Source organism: uncultured Winogradskyella sp. (assembly GCF_937958655.1).
Classification (GTDB): Bacteria; Bacteroidota; Bacteroidia; order Flavobacteriales; family Flavobacteriaceae; genus Winogradskyella.
Genome location: NZ_CALGNH010000011.1, coordinates 1 through 19,025 on the forward strand (window position 1 = coordinate 1; position 19,025 = coordinate 19,025).

General features: G+C 35.4%; 11 protein-coding genes and 1 pseudogene. 10 read left to right on the plus strand and 2 right to left on the minus strand.

The window, feature by feature from the left end:
- The coding region (locus Q0800_RS02190) for a carboxymuconolactone decarboxylase family protein (protein ID WP_299127217.1) at window positions 1–463 on the plus strand (463 nt) is incomplete at its 5' end.
- A 94-nt stretch (window positions 464–557) separates the two neighbouring features.
- On the opposite strand, the gene murF is transcribed toward Q0800_RS02190, so the two are convergent.
- Together murF and gldJ are read right to left on the minus strand one after the other, a co-directional pair.
- The gene (gene murF, locus Q0800_RS02195; RefSeq protein WP_299127219.1) at window positions 558–1,838 is read right to left on the minus strand and encodes a UDP-N-acetylmuramoyl-tripeptide--D-alanyl-D-alanine ligase; all 1,281 of its coding nucleotides are present in this window, start codon (window positions 1,836–1,838) and stop codon (window positions 558–560) included.
- Window positions 1,839–1,991: 153 nt separating this feature from the next.
- Window positions 1,992–3,677 (minus strand): gliding motility lipoprotein GldJ, encoded by a 1,686-nt coding sequence (gene gldJ / locus Q0800_RS02200; protein ID WP_299127293.1) that lies wholly within the window; start codon window positions 3,675–3,677, stop codon window positions 1,992–1,994.
- Window positions 3,678–4,000: 323 nt separating this feature from the next.
- Here gldJ and porU point away from each other — a divergent pair, with 323 nt between their 5' ends.
- From porU to Q0800_RS02245, 9 genes and pseudogenes are all read left to right on the plus strand, one after another.
- Window positions 4,001–7,852, plus strand: coding sequence for a type IX secretion system sortase PorU (porU, locus tag Q0800_RS02205; protein WP_299127220.1), 3,852 nt, complete (start codon window positions 4,001–4,003; stop codon window positions 7,850–7,852).
- A gap of 63 nt (window positions 7,853–7,915) precedes the next feature.
- On the plus strand, window positions 7,916–9,166 hold the full coding sequence (gene porV, locus Q0800_RS02210) for a type IX secretion system outer membrane channel protein PorV (RefSeq protein WP_299127223.1): 1,251 nt from the start codon (window positions 7,916–7,918) through the stop codon (window positions 9,164–9,166).
- 79 nt (window positions 9,167–9,245) lie between these two features.
- On the plus strand, window positions 9,246–9,728 hold the full coding sequence (gene cdd / locus Q0800_RS02215; protein WP_299127226.1) for a cytidine deaminase: 483 nt from the start codon (window positions 9,246–9,248) through the stop codon (window positions 9,726–9,728).
- 88 nt (window positions 9,729–9,816) lie between these two features.
- Window positions 9,817–10,818 (plus strand): annotated as a pseudogene (gene pdhA, locus Q0800_RS02220) (pyruvate dehydrogenase (acetyl-transferring) E1 component subunit alpha).
- Between the two features lie 3 nt (window positions 10,819–10,821).
- The gene (locus Q0800_RS02225) at window positions 10,822–12,498 is read left to right on the plus strand and encodes a pyruvate dehydrogenase complex dihydrolipoamide acetyltransferase (RefSeq protein WP_299127229.1); all 1,677 of its coding nucleotides are present in this window, start codon (window positions 10,822–10,824) and stop codon (window positions 12,496–12,498) included.
- Window positions 12,499–12,612: 114 nt separating this feature from the next.
- Window positions 12,613–13,638 carry a M28 family peptidase gene (locus Q0800_RS02230; RefSeq protein WP_299127231.1) on the plus strand — a complete coding sequence of 342 codons (1,026 nt, stop codon included), beginning with the start codon at window positions 12,613–12,615 and terminating at the stop codon, window positions 13,636–13,638.
- Window positions 13,628–14,314, plus strand: a complete 687-nt coding sequence (locus Q0800_RS02235; RefSeq protein WP_299127234.1) for an SDR family oxidoreductase — start codon at window positions 13,628–13,630, stop codon at window positions 14,312–14,314. Before Q0800_RS02230 ends, Q0800_RS02235 begins: the two co-directional genes overlap by 11 nt.
- Window positions 14,314–14,958 carry an HAD family hydrolase gene (locus tag Q0800_RS02240; protein ID WP_299127236.1) on the plus strand — a complete coding sequence of 215 codons (645 nt, stop codon included), beginning with the start codon at window positions 14,314–14,316 and terminating at the stop codon, window positions 14,956–14,958. The genes Q0800_RS02235 and Q0800_RS02240 overlap by 1 nt, the downstream gene beginning before the upstream one ends.
- A gap of 32 nt (window positions 14,959–14,990) precedes the next feature.
- Window positions 14,991–19,025, plus strand: a complete 4,035-nt coding sequence (locus Q0800_RS02245; RefSeq protein ID WP_299127237.1) for an FG-GAP-like repeat-containing protein — start codon at window positions 14,991–14,993, stop codon at window positions 19,023–19,025.

Consider the following 19,025-nt stretch of genomic DNA (forward strand, 5'->3'; position numbering starts at 1 on the left):
ACCTAACCTTTATGCAACATACGCATACTCAGAAAATGCATTGAAAAACTATCTAGACTTTTCAGGAGCTAAGACATCGCTTAAAGGAAAAGAAAAAGAAGCTATAAGTCTGGCGGTAAGTCAAGCAAACAATTGTGAATACTGTCTTTCTGCACACACGGCTTTAGGAAAAATGAACGGTTTTACAGATGACCAAATATTAGAACTAAGAGCTGGTAAGGCGTCTTTTGATAGCAAACTAGATGCGCTCGCGAGATTATCAAAGAATATCACAGAAAATAGAGGAAATACAGATGCAACGGTACTTGAAAACTTTTTTAACGCAGGATGGACTAAAGAAAATTTAATCGATACTATTTCCATAGTAGGTGATAAGACCATTTCAAATTACATAAACAACACAACGCAAATACCTGTAGATTTTCCTGTAGCAGCACCACTTGAAGCAGAATTAGCCTCCTAAAAACAGTAATTTTTTAATAGTAGATTTCGATGAGAAAGGCTCGTTTTAATTAATATAAACGAGTCTTTTTTTATTATAATCATTTACCAAAGTATTAAATAAACTCTAAAATACGTTCTAAAGCCATGCCACGAGAGCCTTTAATTAGTACTGTGGCATTTTCAAGATTAAGTTTTTTTAATTCGGGTTGTAGGTCTTCAAAAGATTCATATTGGCTTGTAGATGCTTTAGTTTTGGTCTTAAAGAAATTTTGTCCTACTAATATGATATGTTTACTAAAATTATCTTCTGCAAAATCTACTATAGTTTGGTGTTCTTGCTTTGCTTCATTGCCTAATTCAAACATGTCACCTAAAAAGAGGTACTTATGTTTCGTATTTAATTGTACAAGATTTTTTAATGCCGCCAACATGCTTGTAGGATTTGCATTATAGGCATCTAAAATTATTTTTGTGGTGCCTTTATTAATAATTTCAGAGCGGTTGTTGTCTGGTTTATAACCTTCAATGGAGTTCTTAATAGTCTTTGGCGAAACATTAAAATATTGACCTATAGCAATGGCTACAGCTATATTTCCAAAATTATAATCTCCAATAAGTTGACTTTTAATGTTTAAGTTCATATAATCTATTACAACAAATGGGTCTGCATGCTTAAATTCAACAATACAGTCATTCGTTTGACGTTTACCAAAATTATAGATATTGTTGTACTCTCCAATTTGCTTTAATTGTTTATGGTCATCTGTATTGATAAAAGCTTTGCGATTATTTTTTTTGAGATAATCATACATTTCAGACTTACCCTTAATTACGCCTTCTACACCACCAAAACCTTCGAGATGTGCTTTGCCAAAATTGGTAATTAACCCATAGTTTGGTTCTGCTATGCGACACAAAAATTCTATTTCTTTTCGGTGGTTGGCACCCATTTCTACAATACCAAAGTTTAATGCGCTGTTAAATGATAGAAGTGTTAATGGTACACCTATATGATTATTAAGATTGCCAATAGTGGCACTAACGTTGTATTTAGCGGCTAGTACAGAATAAATAAGTTCTTTAGTTGTTGTTTTACCGTTACTGCCTGTTAACGCTATTATAGGAATATCTACAATAGATCTATGATAATTAGCAAGCTTTTGTAATGTGGTAAGGACATCATCTACTAAAATACATTGGTCATTTATTAGTGCATCTTGTTGGTCTAAAACACAATACTTTGCGCCATTATCAAAGGCTTTTTGTGCAAAGTTATTGCCGTTAAAACTAGCGCCTTTAAGGGCAAAGTAGATACAATCGGTTGTAACTTTGCGCGTGTCAGTAGATACACCTGCACTATCTGTAAATATTTTATATAATAGCTCTAATTCCATCGTTTTAATTTCTCGTTAGATTATTAATAGGTTTTAATTGGTGTTGCTATTAGTTTGCAAAAGCTATCTAAATGAGGTACAACTTTAATGGCTTAAAAATAAAAAAGTCCTGATAATTTTATCAGGACTTTTTAAAATATCATTTCTTACTTTTTAATGACGTTTCTTTCCAGCTTTTTGGGTTTTAGATCCTACTCTAGACACGGCACATCTAAAGCCGATGTAATCTGTTGCCATGTCTTGTGGGAAATAACGACGCTGCGCTGGGTCTATCCAGTATGCTCTGTCTCTCCAAGAACCTCCTTTAAAAACTCTAACCTCATCGTTTATCAACGATGTTCTGTTGTTAGACTTATCGTATTGTCTCACCATTTTGTATTGTCCGTCTAAAGAGTCCATTTCTACTCTGTGGTCTGGTGAGTTATACATTTTACGTGTCGTATTGTTTCTTTCATCTCCTTCATCAAAGCTCTCTCTGTAATATCTAGAAGAACGCTTATCTCCATCTCTAAAGTTTCTGTTGTCACTCTTATCAAATTGTGTTCTTAAATAAGTGTCTTTGCCATCTACAGGAATTTTAGCAATTTCTCCTGGTAAATTTCTAGCTATGATTTTACCATTACTAAGTGTGTCGTAAACAATTTCGTCAACAGTAACCACTTTTACAGTACCGTCTTCGTTTAATGCATTTTTAGTGTAGACGTTACCTCTATAGTAGTTAAAATCATTAAACTCATCATCTACAATAGGACGATAAACGTCTGCTACCCATTCTGCAACATTACCAGCCATGTCATATAAACCAAAATCGTTTGGTTGATAAGACTTTACTTCTGCTGTAATATCTGCTCCATCATCGGACCATCCTGCTATACCGCCATAATCACCTTTACCTTGCTTAAAGTTTGCAAGTTGATCTCCACGATTAACACGTTTCCCAGATCTGGTGTATTGCCCATCCCATGGGTATTTTTTACGTCCTCTGTAAACATTAAACTCTCTAAGTTCACTTAAGCCTAAAGCTGCATATTCCCATTCAGCTTCTGTTGGTAGTCTGTATTTAACAGGGATTAAACCTGTTTCTCTATTAGCATAAACATTTATAGGATTTCCATCGGCATCAGTTTGTGGTCTACGTTTACCTCCTTCTAATACCTCTGAGTTACCACCATAAGTTTGCGTTGGAGCATTTGTATAGGTATCTACATCAAAAGTACTTTCTGCACTTAAATCTGTATACTGAGCATCTCTTTTAATATAACCAGACTCTTGTAATGACATTTCTGCTACACGGTTAGATCTCCAATTAGCATACTCAACAGCTTGGATCCAACTTACACCAACAACAGGGTAGTTAGCATAACCAGGATGACGTAAATAATTTTCTGTCATCATTTCATTATAACCTAAGCGATTGCGCCACACCAAAGTATCTGGTAATGCTCCTTTATATATTAAGGCATAATTTGGATCATCTGGTGGGTAAACACTTTTTAAATAATCTAAATAGAATAGATAGTTTAAATTGGTTACCTCATTTTCGTCCATATAAAACGACTGAATATGTTGTTGGTTTGGAGTATTATTCCAATCGTGCATAGGATCATCCTGCACCTTTCCCATTGTAAAGGTTCCTCCCTCTACAAAAGCTGTTCCAGGTGGTGTTTCTTGTTCTTTAAAGTTTGTGTTGTATTGAAAGCCACCTTGCTTGGCGTTAATCTTCCAGCCTGTAGCGCTATCTACGTTGCCAGAATTAGATGAGCGTTTACAACTAACAATGCTTGCGCACAGTGCTAACGCTACTAATAATTTTAAGTTTGAGACATGTTTCATATCCATAGGTTTAAGTAAGCTCATTAATTTAGTCCTGCAATATAGTAATTAAAGGTAAACTGACAACTTTTTTTTACATCTAAATGCAAAAAAATGTGTATTTCATCCCTTTTTTTATACATAATAACGGATTTTTTGCCCTTTATCGATGTATTTTGCTCCATTAATAACGACGATTAAAATGAAATATTGTTGTATTTTTGAAATTAAAATGAAATCATCATAATAACGCACAGTAAAGGGCGTTATTTTAGTGTTAGTGTTAAATTATTTGGTTAGAAATAATTTAGATACAAACACAAACATAAAAACAACCAATATCTTAATTGATGAAAAATTGCTATATTTTTCTCTTACTAATTTCTTTTGTGTCTTTTGGCCAACAAAAATCCTTTAAACTTAATTGGGAGGGTGTACGCACACTTCAAACTGAGTTTAGTAAAATTGAAGTGCCAAATTTTGATACTAACCATTTTAGTTATGATGATAAGGACGGTCTTGTTTTTTTTGCAGAATGGGATAATGGTGCAGGTGTAGTTAGCAAAAAGTCTACAACCTTAAGTAATGTGGTTTATCAGTCTATTAGTGCTTCAGAGTTAAAAGATCTAGATCCAAAACTCATTCCCAATAAACTTGTCTTTAATATTTTTAATACAAATGCTAGAGGAAAACAAGGTGTATCTTTTAAGTTAAGTCCTATTATTAAGGACAATGGTAGATATAAAAAAGTGATGTCTTTCACCATTAATTATAGTATAAGCAAAAAATCATCTAACCTAATTGCTAAAAACGCAATTTCTAATTCGGTATTAAGTTCGGGTAATTGGTATCGTTTTTACATAGAAGATACCGGAGTGTTTCAATTAACTAAAGCGTTTTTAAATAGATTAGGTGTTAACACTAATGCTGTAGATCCAAGAACAATTAAAATCTATGGTAATGGCGGGCGAATGTTACCCTTGCTAAATGCTGTTAATTACCCTATAGACCCAGTAGAAAATGCGATTAAATTTATTGGTGAAGAAGATGGTAGTTTTGACAACGGTGATTATATTTTGTTTTACGGAGAAGGTCCAAACACTTACAATGCAGAAAGCCAAACTAATATTAACCTTTATACAGATAAAACGTATTATTATGTCAATGTGAGTCCTGGTAATGGTAAGCGTATAGAGGCTATGCCAACAATAAATGCTTCTGCAGATTTTCAGTTAGATACGTTTCAAGATTATCAATTTTATGAAGTAGATGAGTATAACCTGGCAAAGTTAGGTAGACGTTGGTTTGGTGATAAATTTGATATAGAAAATGAACGGACTTACGAATTCTCCTTTCCAAACTTGGTAGCAACAGAGCCTGTAAATTTTGGTATCGAAGTGGGTTCGATCTCGGAAACTCCAGGTACGGAAATGAAAATTTCGATTAACAATAATGTAGTCTCTACCTTAAATCTTGGTATTATTAATCCTGGTTCTGTTTTAGGAACAGCGAGATCTTATAATGAAAGTATTAATATATCTGCCGATGATATTGAGGTAACCATTGACTACAATAACAACGGTAACCCTTCATCTAGCGGTTACTTAGATTATATTAACATAGAGGCCACGCGGCAATTACGTTACGAGGGTGAGCAGTTGCGCTTTAAAAACAGGAGCGTTAACACCACTTCGGGTATAGCGGAATATGTAGTGTCCAATGCGGCAGCGGTAAGTGAAATTTGGGATGTTACGGATCGCTTTAATGTTACTAATGTTATAAATACAGATAATTTAGCAGCATTATCCTTTAAAGCACAGTCTGGTGAAGCACGGCAATACGTTGCATTTTCTAACAGTAATTTTTTGCAACCTATTAGAGATAATAGATCTTCAGTAGCAAATCAAAATCTTAAAGGCACTATTTTTAATAGCCATCAAGGAGGGTTTCAAGATATCGATTACCTTATTTTAACACCAAGTGTTCTACGATCTCAAGCTGAGCGTTTGGCTCAAATAGATAGAGAACAGTACGGTTTAACGGTTAAGGTGGTAGAACTACAAACCATTTATAACGAATTTAGTACAGGGAGCCAAGATATTGCAGCGCTTAGAAACTTTGTAAAGTATGTTTATGACAATGCAAGTACACCAGATAATAGACTGAAATACCTTTGTTTGTTTGGTGAAGGGTCTTACGATTACAAAAACCGAATACGAAATAACACCAACTTAGTACCGTCTTGGTATTCTACAGGGAGTTTTAATTTAACGAGTTCTTTTGTGTCTGACGATTTCTATGCTATGATGGATGATAACGAAGGCGCTATGACTACGGCAAATAGAATGGATATTGCAGTGGGTAGAATATTAGCCGAAGACGTACAACGTGCCAAGGATATGGTAGATAAAATAGAATCCTATTATCAGCCAGAGGCTTATGGCAGTTGGCGAAATAATGTACTTTTAGTGTCAGACGATGTTGATATACAGTGGGAGCGCATTTTACAAGAAACCACAGATGGTCTAGGAACAACCTTAGAAGGAGCAAAACCGTTTTTTAATGTTACCAAGCTGCATACAGATGCTTTTGAACAAGAATCTTCTGCCGCAGGTAATCGGTATCCTAAAGTAAATAAAGCGTTTAGAGATGCTATTGAAGTTGGCGCTTTAGTCGTTAATTATTTTGGGCATGGAGGTGAAAGTGGACTTGCGAAGGAGCGAATTTTTGATCAGTTTGATGCCCAAGAAGTAAATAATGTTTGCAAGTTTAACCTCTTTGTAACCGTAACATGTGAGTATACTAAGTTTGATGATCCTGAAAGAGATACAGCTGGTGAATTTACATTTTGGAACAAAAATGGTGGAGCTATAAGTTTAATCACTACTACACGACAAATTTTTGTAACAACGGGTGTAATCTTTAATAACGCATTAGATAATTATTTGTTTGCTTTTGGCTCTAACGATTATCCAGCAATAGGTGAAGCATTACGACGCGCTAAAACAGACAATAGCATCGCAAATCTACCACAAAAGCGATTGGTATTCTTAATCGGTGACCCTGCAATGAAACTTGCATTTCCAAAACCAAATATTACATTAACTAAAATTAACGACGTAGAAATTACACAGCAGGTTGATGTATTAGAAGCTTTAAGTTATGCTAAATTAGCAGGTGAAGTTACAGATGAAAATGGTAATATTTTATCCAATTACAATGGCACGCTTACGGCCACAGTTTTAGATAAACAAATAGAACGACAAACTTTAGCTAATGATGGTATTGAGGATAGCAGTGGTAATGCCATTGTTTTAGATTTTACAACTTTGGGAGAAGTTATTTTTAAAGGCCAAGCGAGTATTACAAACGGCCAGTTTGAGTTCGATTTTATTGTACCAAGAGATATTGGTATACCTGTGGGTAATGGTAAAGTGAGTTTTTATGCACAGACCGCAAATTCAACCTCCGATCAAACAGGAGCTAATTTTGATATCCAAATCGGTGGTATAAACGAAAATGCACCCGAAGATAATATTGGGCCAGTTATCAATTTATTTATGAACGACGAAAACTTCGTCTCAGGTGGTATAACTAATGAGTCACCGAGCCTACTGGCAAAATTACGAGATGATAATGGTATTAATACAGCAAGTGGTATAGGTCACGACATTACCGCAATTATAGATGGAGACGAAACAAACCCTATTGTATTAAACGATTACTACCAAGCCAATGTAGACGATTATACTAACGGAACCGTATCGTATCCGTTTAGAGATTTAGAACCTGGGCTGCATACGCTGACTTTAAAAGCTTGGGACGTTTATAATAATTCGTCAACGTCAGAAATTCAGTTTACAGTGTTCGATCAAGATGAAGAACTCGTTATAAATAATGTACTTAATTATCCAAATCCTTTTGTAAATTATACAGAATTTTGGTTTAATCATAATAGTATAGAGCCTTTAGACGTCTCAGTACAAATATTTACAGTGTCTGGTAAATTGGTAAGGACTTTAAATGGACAAACAAGTGGTGGTAGTAAGTCCGTAAGTTCGCTATCAAAAGATATTATTTGGGATGGTAGAGATGATTTTGGAGAAAAAATAGGAAAAGGAGTATACATCTATAAACTAAAAGTAAGATCTAATCGTTTAAATAAACAAGTTGAGAAGATTGAAAAACTTGTCATACTCTAATATTAAATTATATTTGTTAACGAATTAATGCTAGTATTTAGGCATTAAGAATCAATAGTAAACATGAAGAAATACGCATTAACTCTAATTACATTTATTCTAATAACTAACCTGTCTTTTGGGCAAGAAACCGTGCAGTTAGTGCCAAATGATAATGATAGTAGAGTCATAACAACAGGCTTGCCCTTTATGCTTATTGCGCCAGATGCAAGGTCGGCTGCTTTAGGAGATATGGGTGTGGCAACTTCTGTCGATGGATTTTCACAACAATACAACCCAGCAAAATATGTTTTTTCCGAAGCTAAATCTGGAGTTGGTTTAAGTTATACTCCCTATTTAAGTCGATTAGTAAATGACATATCTATAAGCTATGCTACATATTTCAATAGAATTAATGAATTTAGTGCTGTTTCAGCAAGTTTTAAATACTTTTCTTTAGGAGAAATAACGTTAACCCAAGACGAAAATGATCCTGGTATAAACGTTAAACCAAACGAGTTTGCTGCTGATGTAGCTTATACGTTAAGATTAGCGGATCAGTTTGCTATGTCGGTAGCCTTAAGATTTATGCGATCTGATTTAAGAATAAATCAAGTAGATCCTAATGCCAACGCTGCAAATACATTTGGCGCAGATATAACTGGCTATTACCAGAGCGAAGAAGAAGCTTACAATGATTTTAATGGAAGATGGAGAATGGGATTTGCAATACAAAATTTAGGGCCAAAATTTACTTATGATGATGGTGGTAGAGAAAATTTTCAACCAACAAACCTTAGATTAGGTGCTGGTTTTGATTTTATTTTTGATGAATATAGTAAACTAGGACTCACAGCCGAAGTTTCAAAGCTTTTAGTGCCAACACCACCAATTACTGGTGATAGATTGGTATTTACAGATAATAATGATAATGGTGTTTTTGATGCAGATGAGGACGATCTTAATGAAGAGGCTACGCAACGAAATATTATATTAGAAGGCCAGGACAATAATGTTGGTTTCTTAAGCGGTATATTTCAATCATTTGGCGATGCGCCAGGTGGTTTTAGTGAAGAGCTTAGAGAGTTTACTTGGTCTTTGGGAGCTGAATACACCTATCAAGAAAATTTTGCATTTAGAGCAGGATATTTCAATGAGGCAGAAGATAAAGGAGCTCGTAAGTTTTTTGCATTGGGAGCAGGTTTTAAGTATACTACAATCAATTTAGATTTATCTTATTTATTTTCAGCGTCAAGAGTACAAAGTCCATTAGAGAATACACTACGTTTTTCATTGACCTTTAATTTTGGTGATGGTGAGTATGATGAGTACTAGAATTTTAAAACAATAACGAAGATATATAAAACTATTGCTGGCTCAGTGATAGTTTTTTTGTCTCATAACATCTCAAATAATGAAGGCAGTTAAAATAGAAACCACACTAGAGATTTATAATACCATTAAGGATCTTCCACAAGAGATTCAAAATTTAATGGAAGCTGCCGTAAAAGCAAGAGAAAATGCATATGCACCCTATTCTAATTTTAAGGTAGGAGCTGCTATTCTTTTACAAAATCAAAAGGTGGTTACCGGTAGCAATCAAGAAAACGCATCGTATCCTTCTGGTCTGTGTGCGGAGCGTACGGCAATTTACTATGCAGGCGCTCAATATCCTAAAGCTAAAATGCTAAAAATAGCAGTAACAGCTTCCTCTCAAAATCAAATTACAGACACGCCAATTCCGCCATGTGGGGCGTGTAGACAGGCCATAGCAGAATATGAAATAAAGCAAAATCATCCCATTGAAATTTATTTTATGGGAGTAAAAGGTAAAGTTGTAAAATCAAATTCACTAGCTAATTTATTGCCTTTAGCATTCGATCACAGTTTTCTATAACGTTTTCGGTCAAAAATTACCTTTATCAGTTTTATCTTTAATGTGTAATATGTTATTTTTGTTGTTTCGATTAAAAGAAATTATAACCATGCAAAAAATAACTAAAGAAGTTTACCTTAAATGGTACGAAGACATGTTGTTTTGGCGAAAGTTTGAGGATAAACTTGCAGCTGTATACATACAACAAAAAGTAAGAGGTTTTCTTCACTTGTATAATGGCCAAGAAGCGGTATTAGCAGGAGCTTTACATGCTATTGATCTTACAAAGGACAAGATGATTACAGCCTATCGTAATCACGTACAGCCTATTGGTATGTGAGTAGATCCTAAACGTGTTATGGCAGAATTGTACGGTAAAGCTACCGGAACCTCACAAGGTTTAGGTGGGTCAATGCACATATTCTCTAAAGAGCATCGTTTTTATGGTGGTCATGGTATCGTTGGTGGACAAATACCTTTAGGAGCTGGTATCGCTTTTGGCGATAAGTACCACAATAGTGATGCTGTAACGCTTTGTTGTTTTGGTGATGGAGCTGCCAGACAAGGCTCATTACACGAAACGTTTAACCTAGCAATGTTATGGAATTTACCAGTAGTTTTTGTTTGCGAAAACAATGGGTATGCAATGGGAACATCTGTAGAGCGCACTGCAAACCATACCGATATATGGAAATTAGGGTTGGGTTATGAGATGCCTTCTGGTCCTGTTGATGGGATGAATCCTATTAAAGTTGCAGAAGCATTTGATGAAGCCATTCAACGTGCAAGAAAAGGCGGAGGTCCTACTTTCTTAGAAGTAAAAACATATCGTTACAGAGGGCATTCAATGTCTGATGCGCAACACTACAGAACCAAAGATGAGGTTGCAGAATATAAAAAGATAGATCCAATAACACAGGTTAAGGATATCATTCTTGAAAAGAAATATGCTACCGAAGAAGAGATTAAAGCAATAGATAAACGTGTTAAAGCGAGAGTATCTGAATGTGAAAAATTTGCGGAAGATTCCCCATACCCAGATAAGAGTGTGATGTATGATGCTGTTTACGAACAAGAAGATTATCCATTTATAGACCATAAAATCAAATAAGCTATGGCAGAAGTAATAAATATGCCGCGTTTAAGCGACACCATGGAAGAAGGAACCGTTGCTACTTGGTTAAAAAAAGTTGGTGATAAGGTTGAGGAAGGAGATATTTTGGCCGAGATTGAAACGGATAAAGCCACTATGGAATTTGAATCCTTTAATGAAGGAACATTGCTGCATATTGGTATTCAGGAAGGGGAAACAGCTAAGGTAGATTCACTTTTAGCTATAATTGGAGAAGAAGGAGAAGATATTTCAGGATTATTAAATGGCGGTGACTCAGATGATGAAGATTCAAAGGAAGAAGCCAAAGCTGAGAATGATGAGGTAGAAAATGAGAACAAGGCATCTGAAGAAGAAAGTAATGGAGGTGATAATAATTCAGATTCTGCTAAAGAAGCTGAACTACCAGAAGGTGTTACAGTGGTAACCATGCCACGTTTAAGTGATACTATGGAAGAAGGAACTGTGGCAACTTGGCTAAAGAAAGTAGGTGATGAGGTAGAAGAAGGAGATATCTTAGCAGAGATTGAAACCGATAAGGCGACTATGGAGTTTGAATCTTTTCAATCTGGTACATTATTACACGTAGGTCTGCAAGAAGGTGAGTCCGCAAAAGTAGATGCGCTTTTAGCAATAATAGGACCTAAAGGAACCGATGTTTCAAACATAGCTAAAAACTTCAAAGTAGGAGGGGCTGAAGCTAAACCAGAACCTAAGAAAGAAGAAAAGAAAACAGAGCCTAAGAAACAAGAAGCTGTCATTTCGACAGAGCGTAGCGACGAGAAATCACATTCGAGTTCGACTTCAGTTTCATCTTCAACTTCAAACGGAAGAATTTACGCTTCACCATTAGCTAAGAAAATGGCCGAAGATAAAGGCATTAATTTAGCTCAAGTTAATGGCTCTGGTGAAAATGGAAGAATAGTAAAACGCGACATTGAGAATTATACGCCAAGTGCAGCAGGTGCTGCGGCAGCTAAGTTTGTGCCAACAGGTCAAGAAGATTTTGATGAAGTGCCAAACTCAAATATGCGCAAAGCCATTGCTAAGAATTTAGCTAAGTCTAAGTTTACAGCACCACATTATTATTTGAATGTGGAATTTGACATGGAAAATGCGATGGCATTTAGAGCACAGTACAATTCTATACCAGACATTAAAATTTCTTATAATGATATGATTGTTAAAGCTTGTGCGTTGGCATTAAAGCAACATCCGCAAGTAAATTCGCAGTGGTTCGACGATCGTATGAAATTAAATAACCATGTGCATATTGGTGTTGCCGTTGCCGTACCAGACGGATTAGTTGTACCAGTTGTTAAATTTGCGAATGAGCAAAGCTTAACGCAAATAGGAGCTTCTGTAAGAGACTATGCAGGTAAAGCAAGAAATAAGAAGTTAACTTTAGACGAAATGGAAGGCAGTACCTTTACTATTTCTAATTTAGGAATGTTTGGTATTGAGAGTTTTACATCTATAATTAATCAACCAAATTCAGCAATTTTATCAGTAGGTGCTATAGTTTCTAAACCAGTGGTTAAAAATGGTGTTGTTGTTCCTGGTAATACCATGAAATTAACAATGGCATGCGACCACAGAACTGTCGATGGTGCTACTGGAGCACAATTCCTTCAAACTTTAAAAGGGTATATTGAGAACCCAGTGACAATGTTAGTGTAATGTATTTTTTTCTGATCCTAAATGTTGGGAGTAATCAGAATCCTATCATATTTAAAACCTGATTTGAAATATTTCAAATCAGGTTTTTTTATATTTAACCAAAATAGTTTTATTATGAAAAAAATCCTTTTAATAGTCAGTGTAATAGTTATAGTGTCTTGTGCAATTAAACAAAAAGGTTTAGATGGAAAAGATGGAAAAGATGGCAAGGACGCAATAAGCTCCGAGATAATCACCATTACAGCTAATGATGTTAAAGAAAGTATGAATTATTTGGCTTCAGATGAATTGGCAGGTCGTGCTACTGGTACTGAAGGCATTGAAAAAGCTGCTATCTTTATTGAAAACTACTTCAAAAAAAATGGTATAAAACCTTATTTTCAGACCTATAGAGATACATTTCAGATTGAGACGATAAAGAATCAAACCAATCAAAAAGAGATAGAAGCAATAATTGGTTACAATATTGTTGGAATGATAGAAGGTAACGACCCCAAACTAAAAAATGAATTTGTCATATTAGGTGGTCATTACGATCATATTGGGAATGGAAAAGTAGTTGAAGGTGATAGTATTGCCAATGGAGCTAACGATGACGCATCAGGTACCATTGCAGCTATGGAATTTGGTAGGTACTTTTCAAAATCTAAAACCAATAAACGTAGTATTTTAATAACACTTTATTCTGCAGAAGAAATGGGTTTAAAAGGTTCAGCACATTTAGCGCAACGCCTTAAAGCTGCCGGTCTAGATGCCTACACCATGATAAATTTTGAAATGATTGGTGTGCCTAGGGCAGCAGATCAACCTATGGCTTACATTAGTGGTTTTAATCGTTCTAATTTTGCGGCAATACTCAATAAATATGCAGGAGGTCAAGTGGTAGGATTTTTTCCGAAAGCCGAAGAATTTAAGTTGTTTTTTAGATCAGACAATTACCCGTTCTTTGAAGAATTTATTATGCCAGCACACGCTATCTCTACCTTCGATTTCACCAATTTTGACTATTACCATCATGTTGATGATGAAGCGGATAAAATGGATTATCAGCACATGACTACATTTATAAATAAAATGATACCTGCCTTGGAAGGTATGATGAACGCACCCACTAAAGAAGTAATTTTAAATGAACAGTAAAAACATAATTATTACAGGAACAAGCCGAGGTATAGGCTTTGAGTTAGTCCACTTATTTGCAAATCAAGGGCATAATGTTTTAGCACTATCTCGTAATGCACAACCCGTAAATAATCTTCATTTTGAGAATATAAATTCGTTTGCATTTGATTTGTGTGAAAAAGCAGACTATAAATCGGTTGAGGACTTTATTTCAGAAGAGTGGAAACACGTAGATATTCTTATTAATAACGCAGGTATGCTATTAAATAAACCATTTTCTGAAACAAATTTTGAAGATTTTGAGCAAGTTTATAAAACAAACGTCTTTGGAGTTTCCGAATTAACACGTGTTGTATTGCCATATATAAAACCTAACGGGCACATTGTTACCATAAGTTCTATGGGAGGTATACAGGGTAGTGTAAAATTCCCTGGTTTATCGGCCTATAGTTCAAGTAAAGGCGCTGTAATAACCTTAACAGAGTTATTGGCAGAGGAATATAAAGAAACAGGTCCACAGTTTAATGTACTAGCTTTAGGTGCTGTGCAAACAGAAATGTTAAAGGAAGCTTTTCCAGATTATGAAGCACCAACAACAGCTAAGGAAATGGCAAGTTATATCTGTGATTTTGCCCTCACCGGAAATAAATATTACAACGGTAAAGTTTTGCAAGTTTCTAATTCTACACCCTAATGCCTAATTATAAGTGTGTCATTTTTGATTGCGATGGAGTCCTTGTAGATAGTGAACCTATAAGCAACCAAGTTATGGTGGATTTAGCAAATCTTGCTGGTGCTAATATTGATATAGATTATGCCTACCATCATTTTAAAGGAAATTCTCTACAAAACTGTATGATTAAAATTACAGATTTAATCGGTAAGGAGATGCCTTTTGATTTTGAATACAAATTTAGAAAACAATCGTTTGAAGCTTTCAAACATAAAATTCAACCTATTAAAGGAGTAAAAACAGTTTTACAAAATTTAGAGGTACCCTTTTGTGTGGCATCGAGTGGGCCAGTAAATAAAATAAAACTCAATTTAGAACTCACAGGGTTAATATCTTTTTTTAAAGAAACCAGTATTTTCAGTTGCTACACGGTAAACAAATGGAAACCAGATCCGACAGTGTTTTTATGGGCGGCAGAAACTATGGGTTTTTCACCGAAGGACTGTTTGGTTGTAGAAGATAGTCCTATTGGTGTGCAGGCAGCTGTTAAAGGTGGTTTTGATGTTTTTGGCTTTACTGCACACGATTATAAAAACGAGCTTCAATCCATGGCAACTAAGACATTTGATGATATGTTAAAGCTATCTTTGTTAATTAATAGTTAAGGCATTTTTTTATATTTATCAAAAATTGATGAATGGAGAAAGCCTTTATAAGAAAAGAAACGCTACTCACCTTTTTATGTTTAGCTTTTACAGGTTTAACCGTATTCGGCCAGACATTTCAGCGTATTGATTATAGTGTTGGTATAAGTGCCAGTGAAGAAAATAATGCGGTTGCTTTTGCTGATTACGATAATGATAACGACTTAGATATTTTTATTGTTGCTAAAGCCAAAGATAATCCTGAAGATCCCAAAACCTTAAGCCGCTTATATCGTAACAATAATGATGGATCGTTTACAGATGTTACTGAGCTTTCGGGTTTAAATGAACTCTTAGCTGAGGATGAGGGAGGTGAAGCTTATTTTGGATTAGATGGATTTAAAAATGGGGCATCTTGGGGAGACTATAACAACGATGGATTTCCAGATTTATTTTTAACGTATGCTCTTAAAGTTCAATTATGGATAAATTTGGGTAATGGCACGTTTGCAAATGTTACCCAAGGGGCAGGATTTAGCTCGGTTAATACGTGTAGAAATACAGGATCTACTTGGTTTGATTATAATAATGATGGCTTGTTAGATATCTATATAAATGATTATAGTGGTTGTGGTAACAATCAGCTTTACCACAATAATGGCAACAATACATTTACAGAAGTTACCTCTACGTTAGGTTTAAATAATACAGCTAATTTAGCAAGTTACTGCGCATTTCCATTTGATATTAATAGCGACGGATTTATGGATTTATATGTCTCCAATAGTGAGGGTGGTGCAAATAATCTTTACATAAATAACAATGGTTCTTCATTTACAGATCAGGCAGAAATGTTTGGATTTGATTTTAATGGTAATGACGCAAGTATTTCTATTTGCGATTACGATAATAATGATTTTTTCGATGTTTTAGTGACCGATAGCGATAATAATTCGTTTTTAGTAAATAACGGCGACAATACGTTTACAGAGACGGCAGATGCATTAAATCTAGGAAACAGTCTATGGGCAAGAGGATCAACTTTTGCAGATTTTGATTTAGATGGTGATGAAGATTTGTTTATAGCTACTGGTTTTGTTACAGATACCAGAAATGCTGAGCCTAATTTTTATTATAGAAACCTAACGAGTGAAGGTCAATCAATATTTGAAGATGCATCAGCCGCACTAAACCTTAATGAGACAACAGTAAGTGTTACTTGTGTTGATTTAGATTATGATAACGATGGCGATTTAGATCTGTTAGTCACTAACAGTAATGGTGTGTCGTTTTTTTATGAGAATATGCTCTTAAATTTTGATGACGTCACAATAACATCAAACTGGTTTAAGGTTCAGCTAGAAGGTACAACATCAAACAGAGATGCAATAGGTGCTATTATTTCGCTAACTACAACAAATGGAACTCAAAAAAGCTATTATTCAGGTGTAGGGTTTTTAAGTCAAAGTTTGCAAGCGACACACTTTGGTCTTGATGGTGCAGATCTCATCAGTGAATTGCAAATACAATGGCCATCTGGTCTAGTGGAAACTTATAACAATCTAGATTCTAATATTACGGTAAAGGCTATTGAAGGCCTAGGCATAGAAATTTTAAATATTCAACCTAGCCAAAAAGTATATGGTTGTAAAGATCCTGCATCATGCAATTATAATATAAACGCAACCGTAGATGATGGATCGTGTACTTACATACCTTCGCAAGCAATTATCGGAACTACCAATGCATCATTTTTAAGCGCAGAAACTTACAGTTACACCATTGGTAGTAATTCTACAGCCAATTGGGAAGTTGTAGGTGGTGAGATTTTGAATGGTCAGGGTACGAGTTCAATTAATGTTCATTGGAATATCGAAGACTCAGGGAGCGTAGCGGTAATAGAATCTGATGACCAATGTTCAAGCCAAGGGGTATCAATAGATGTAGTATTAGGAGCAGCTAATCTTCCTGATGGTATTTCAATTGCTAGACTATGGAACGAAGCGCTGTTAAATGCTATCCGAGGAGACTTTGCAAGACCAACGGTACACGCACGTAATTTATTTCATACCAGTGTTGCAATGTATGATGTTTGGGCAATTTATAATGCTGAAGCTTCACCCTATTTAATAGGTAATACGGTTAATGGTTTTACGAGTACATTTCAGAATTTTATACCTAACGAATCTGAAGATGAGTCTTTAAGAAAAGCCATAAGTTATGCAATGTATCGTTTATTAATGCATCGTTTTCAAAATTCACCAAGTCAAGAACGCTCAGTGTCAATCTTTCAACTAGTTATGGATGCCTTAGGTTATGATATTAATTTAACCGCATTAATGTATGAGGATGGTGATGCAGCCGCTTTAGGTAACTTTGTAGCACAAACTATTATAGATTATGGCTTGCAAGATGGGTCTAGAGAGGCGACCGGATATGATAATGCTTATTATGAACCAGTGAATCAAGCTTATGCATTAGATTCTAACGATAACCCACCAATAAATGACCCTAACCGCTGGCAGCCACTAGGACTAGATACTTTTATAGATCAAGGTGGTAATATTGTAGGTGATAATATTCCACCATTTTTAAGCCCAGAATGGGGTAATGTATTTGGTTTTGCACTTTCGGATGAGAATATGATAACCTACCAGAGAGCTGGTAATGTTTATAATGTGTTTCATGACCCTTCAGCGCCACCACAAATTAGTTTAACAGAAAATAATGTAGATAGTGATGCTTATAAATGGGGATTTTCTATGGTCTCGGTTTGGCAATCACATTTAGATCAAAATGATGGTGTTATGTGGGATATATCTCCAAACGCAATAGGTAATGTAGATATCAGCACATTTCCAACCGACTATGCTGATTATCCCAATTTTTATGACTTTTTTAATGGCGGATCTAATAGTAACGGTCATACCCTAAACCCAGTTACAGGTAACCCTTACGAGGTTAATATGGTACCTAGAGGAGACTATGCAAGGGTTTTAGCAGAATTTTGGGCTGATGGGCCAGATTCTGAAACACCACCTGGGCATTGGTTTACCATACTAAATTATGTAAACGATCATCCACAATTTGAAAAACGTTTTGAAGGAACTGGGGAGATTTTAAATGATTTAGAGTGGGACGTAAAGGCTTATTTTATTCTAGGTGGAGGTATGCACGATGCTGCAATATCTGCTTGGAGTGTAAAAGGTTGGTATGATTATATTAGACCGATTTCTGCCATTCGGTCTATGGCAGAAAAAGGACAGAGTACAGACGATACTTTAGATAACTATAATGTTGGTGGAATCCCCTTAATTGATAATTATATAGAAATAGTCGAAGAAGGTGATCCTTTAGCGGGTTTTGTAAATCAACATGTTGGAAAGATAAAACTCTTTACATGGAGAGGTCATGATTTTATTAATAATACCGAAACAGACCAAGCAGGTGTGGGTTGGATATTGGCGGAGGACTGGTACCCTTACCAAAGACCAACATTTGTTACACCACCATTTGCTGGTTATGTGTCTGGGCACTCTACGTATTCTAGAACAGCAGCAGAACTTTTAACTAAGATAACAGGGAGTGAATTTTTCCCTGGTGGATTAGGAGAATTCACAGCAAAAGCTAATGATTTTTTAGTATTTGAAGAAGGGCCTTCTGTAGATGTGGTCTTACAATGGGCAACCTATAGAGACGCTTCCGATCAAACAAGTTTGAGTAGAATTTGGGGAGGTATTCATCCTCCTGCAGATGATATTCCAGGGCGTTTTATTGGACAAGTTGTTGCCCAAGACGTTTTTAACTTTGCCGTTCCGTATTTTAGTAATACTCTCAGTATAGACGAGCAAAACTCGCCAGCTACTATTTACCCTAATCCTACAGAAAATCATCAAATATTTCTGACCAATACAGATGGTACAGAACGTATAAGTATCTATGATATTAGTGGCAGAAAGATTAAAGTCAGTAAACAGGTCTATAATGAACTCTCTAACACAACACTTATTAAACTTCCTGAAAATACAGACGGTTTATACGTATTACAAATCAATGAAACTAGTAAGATTATAGTCGTTAAAGATTGA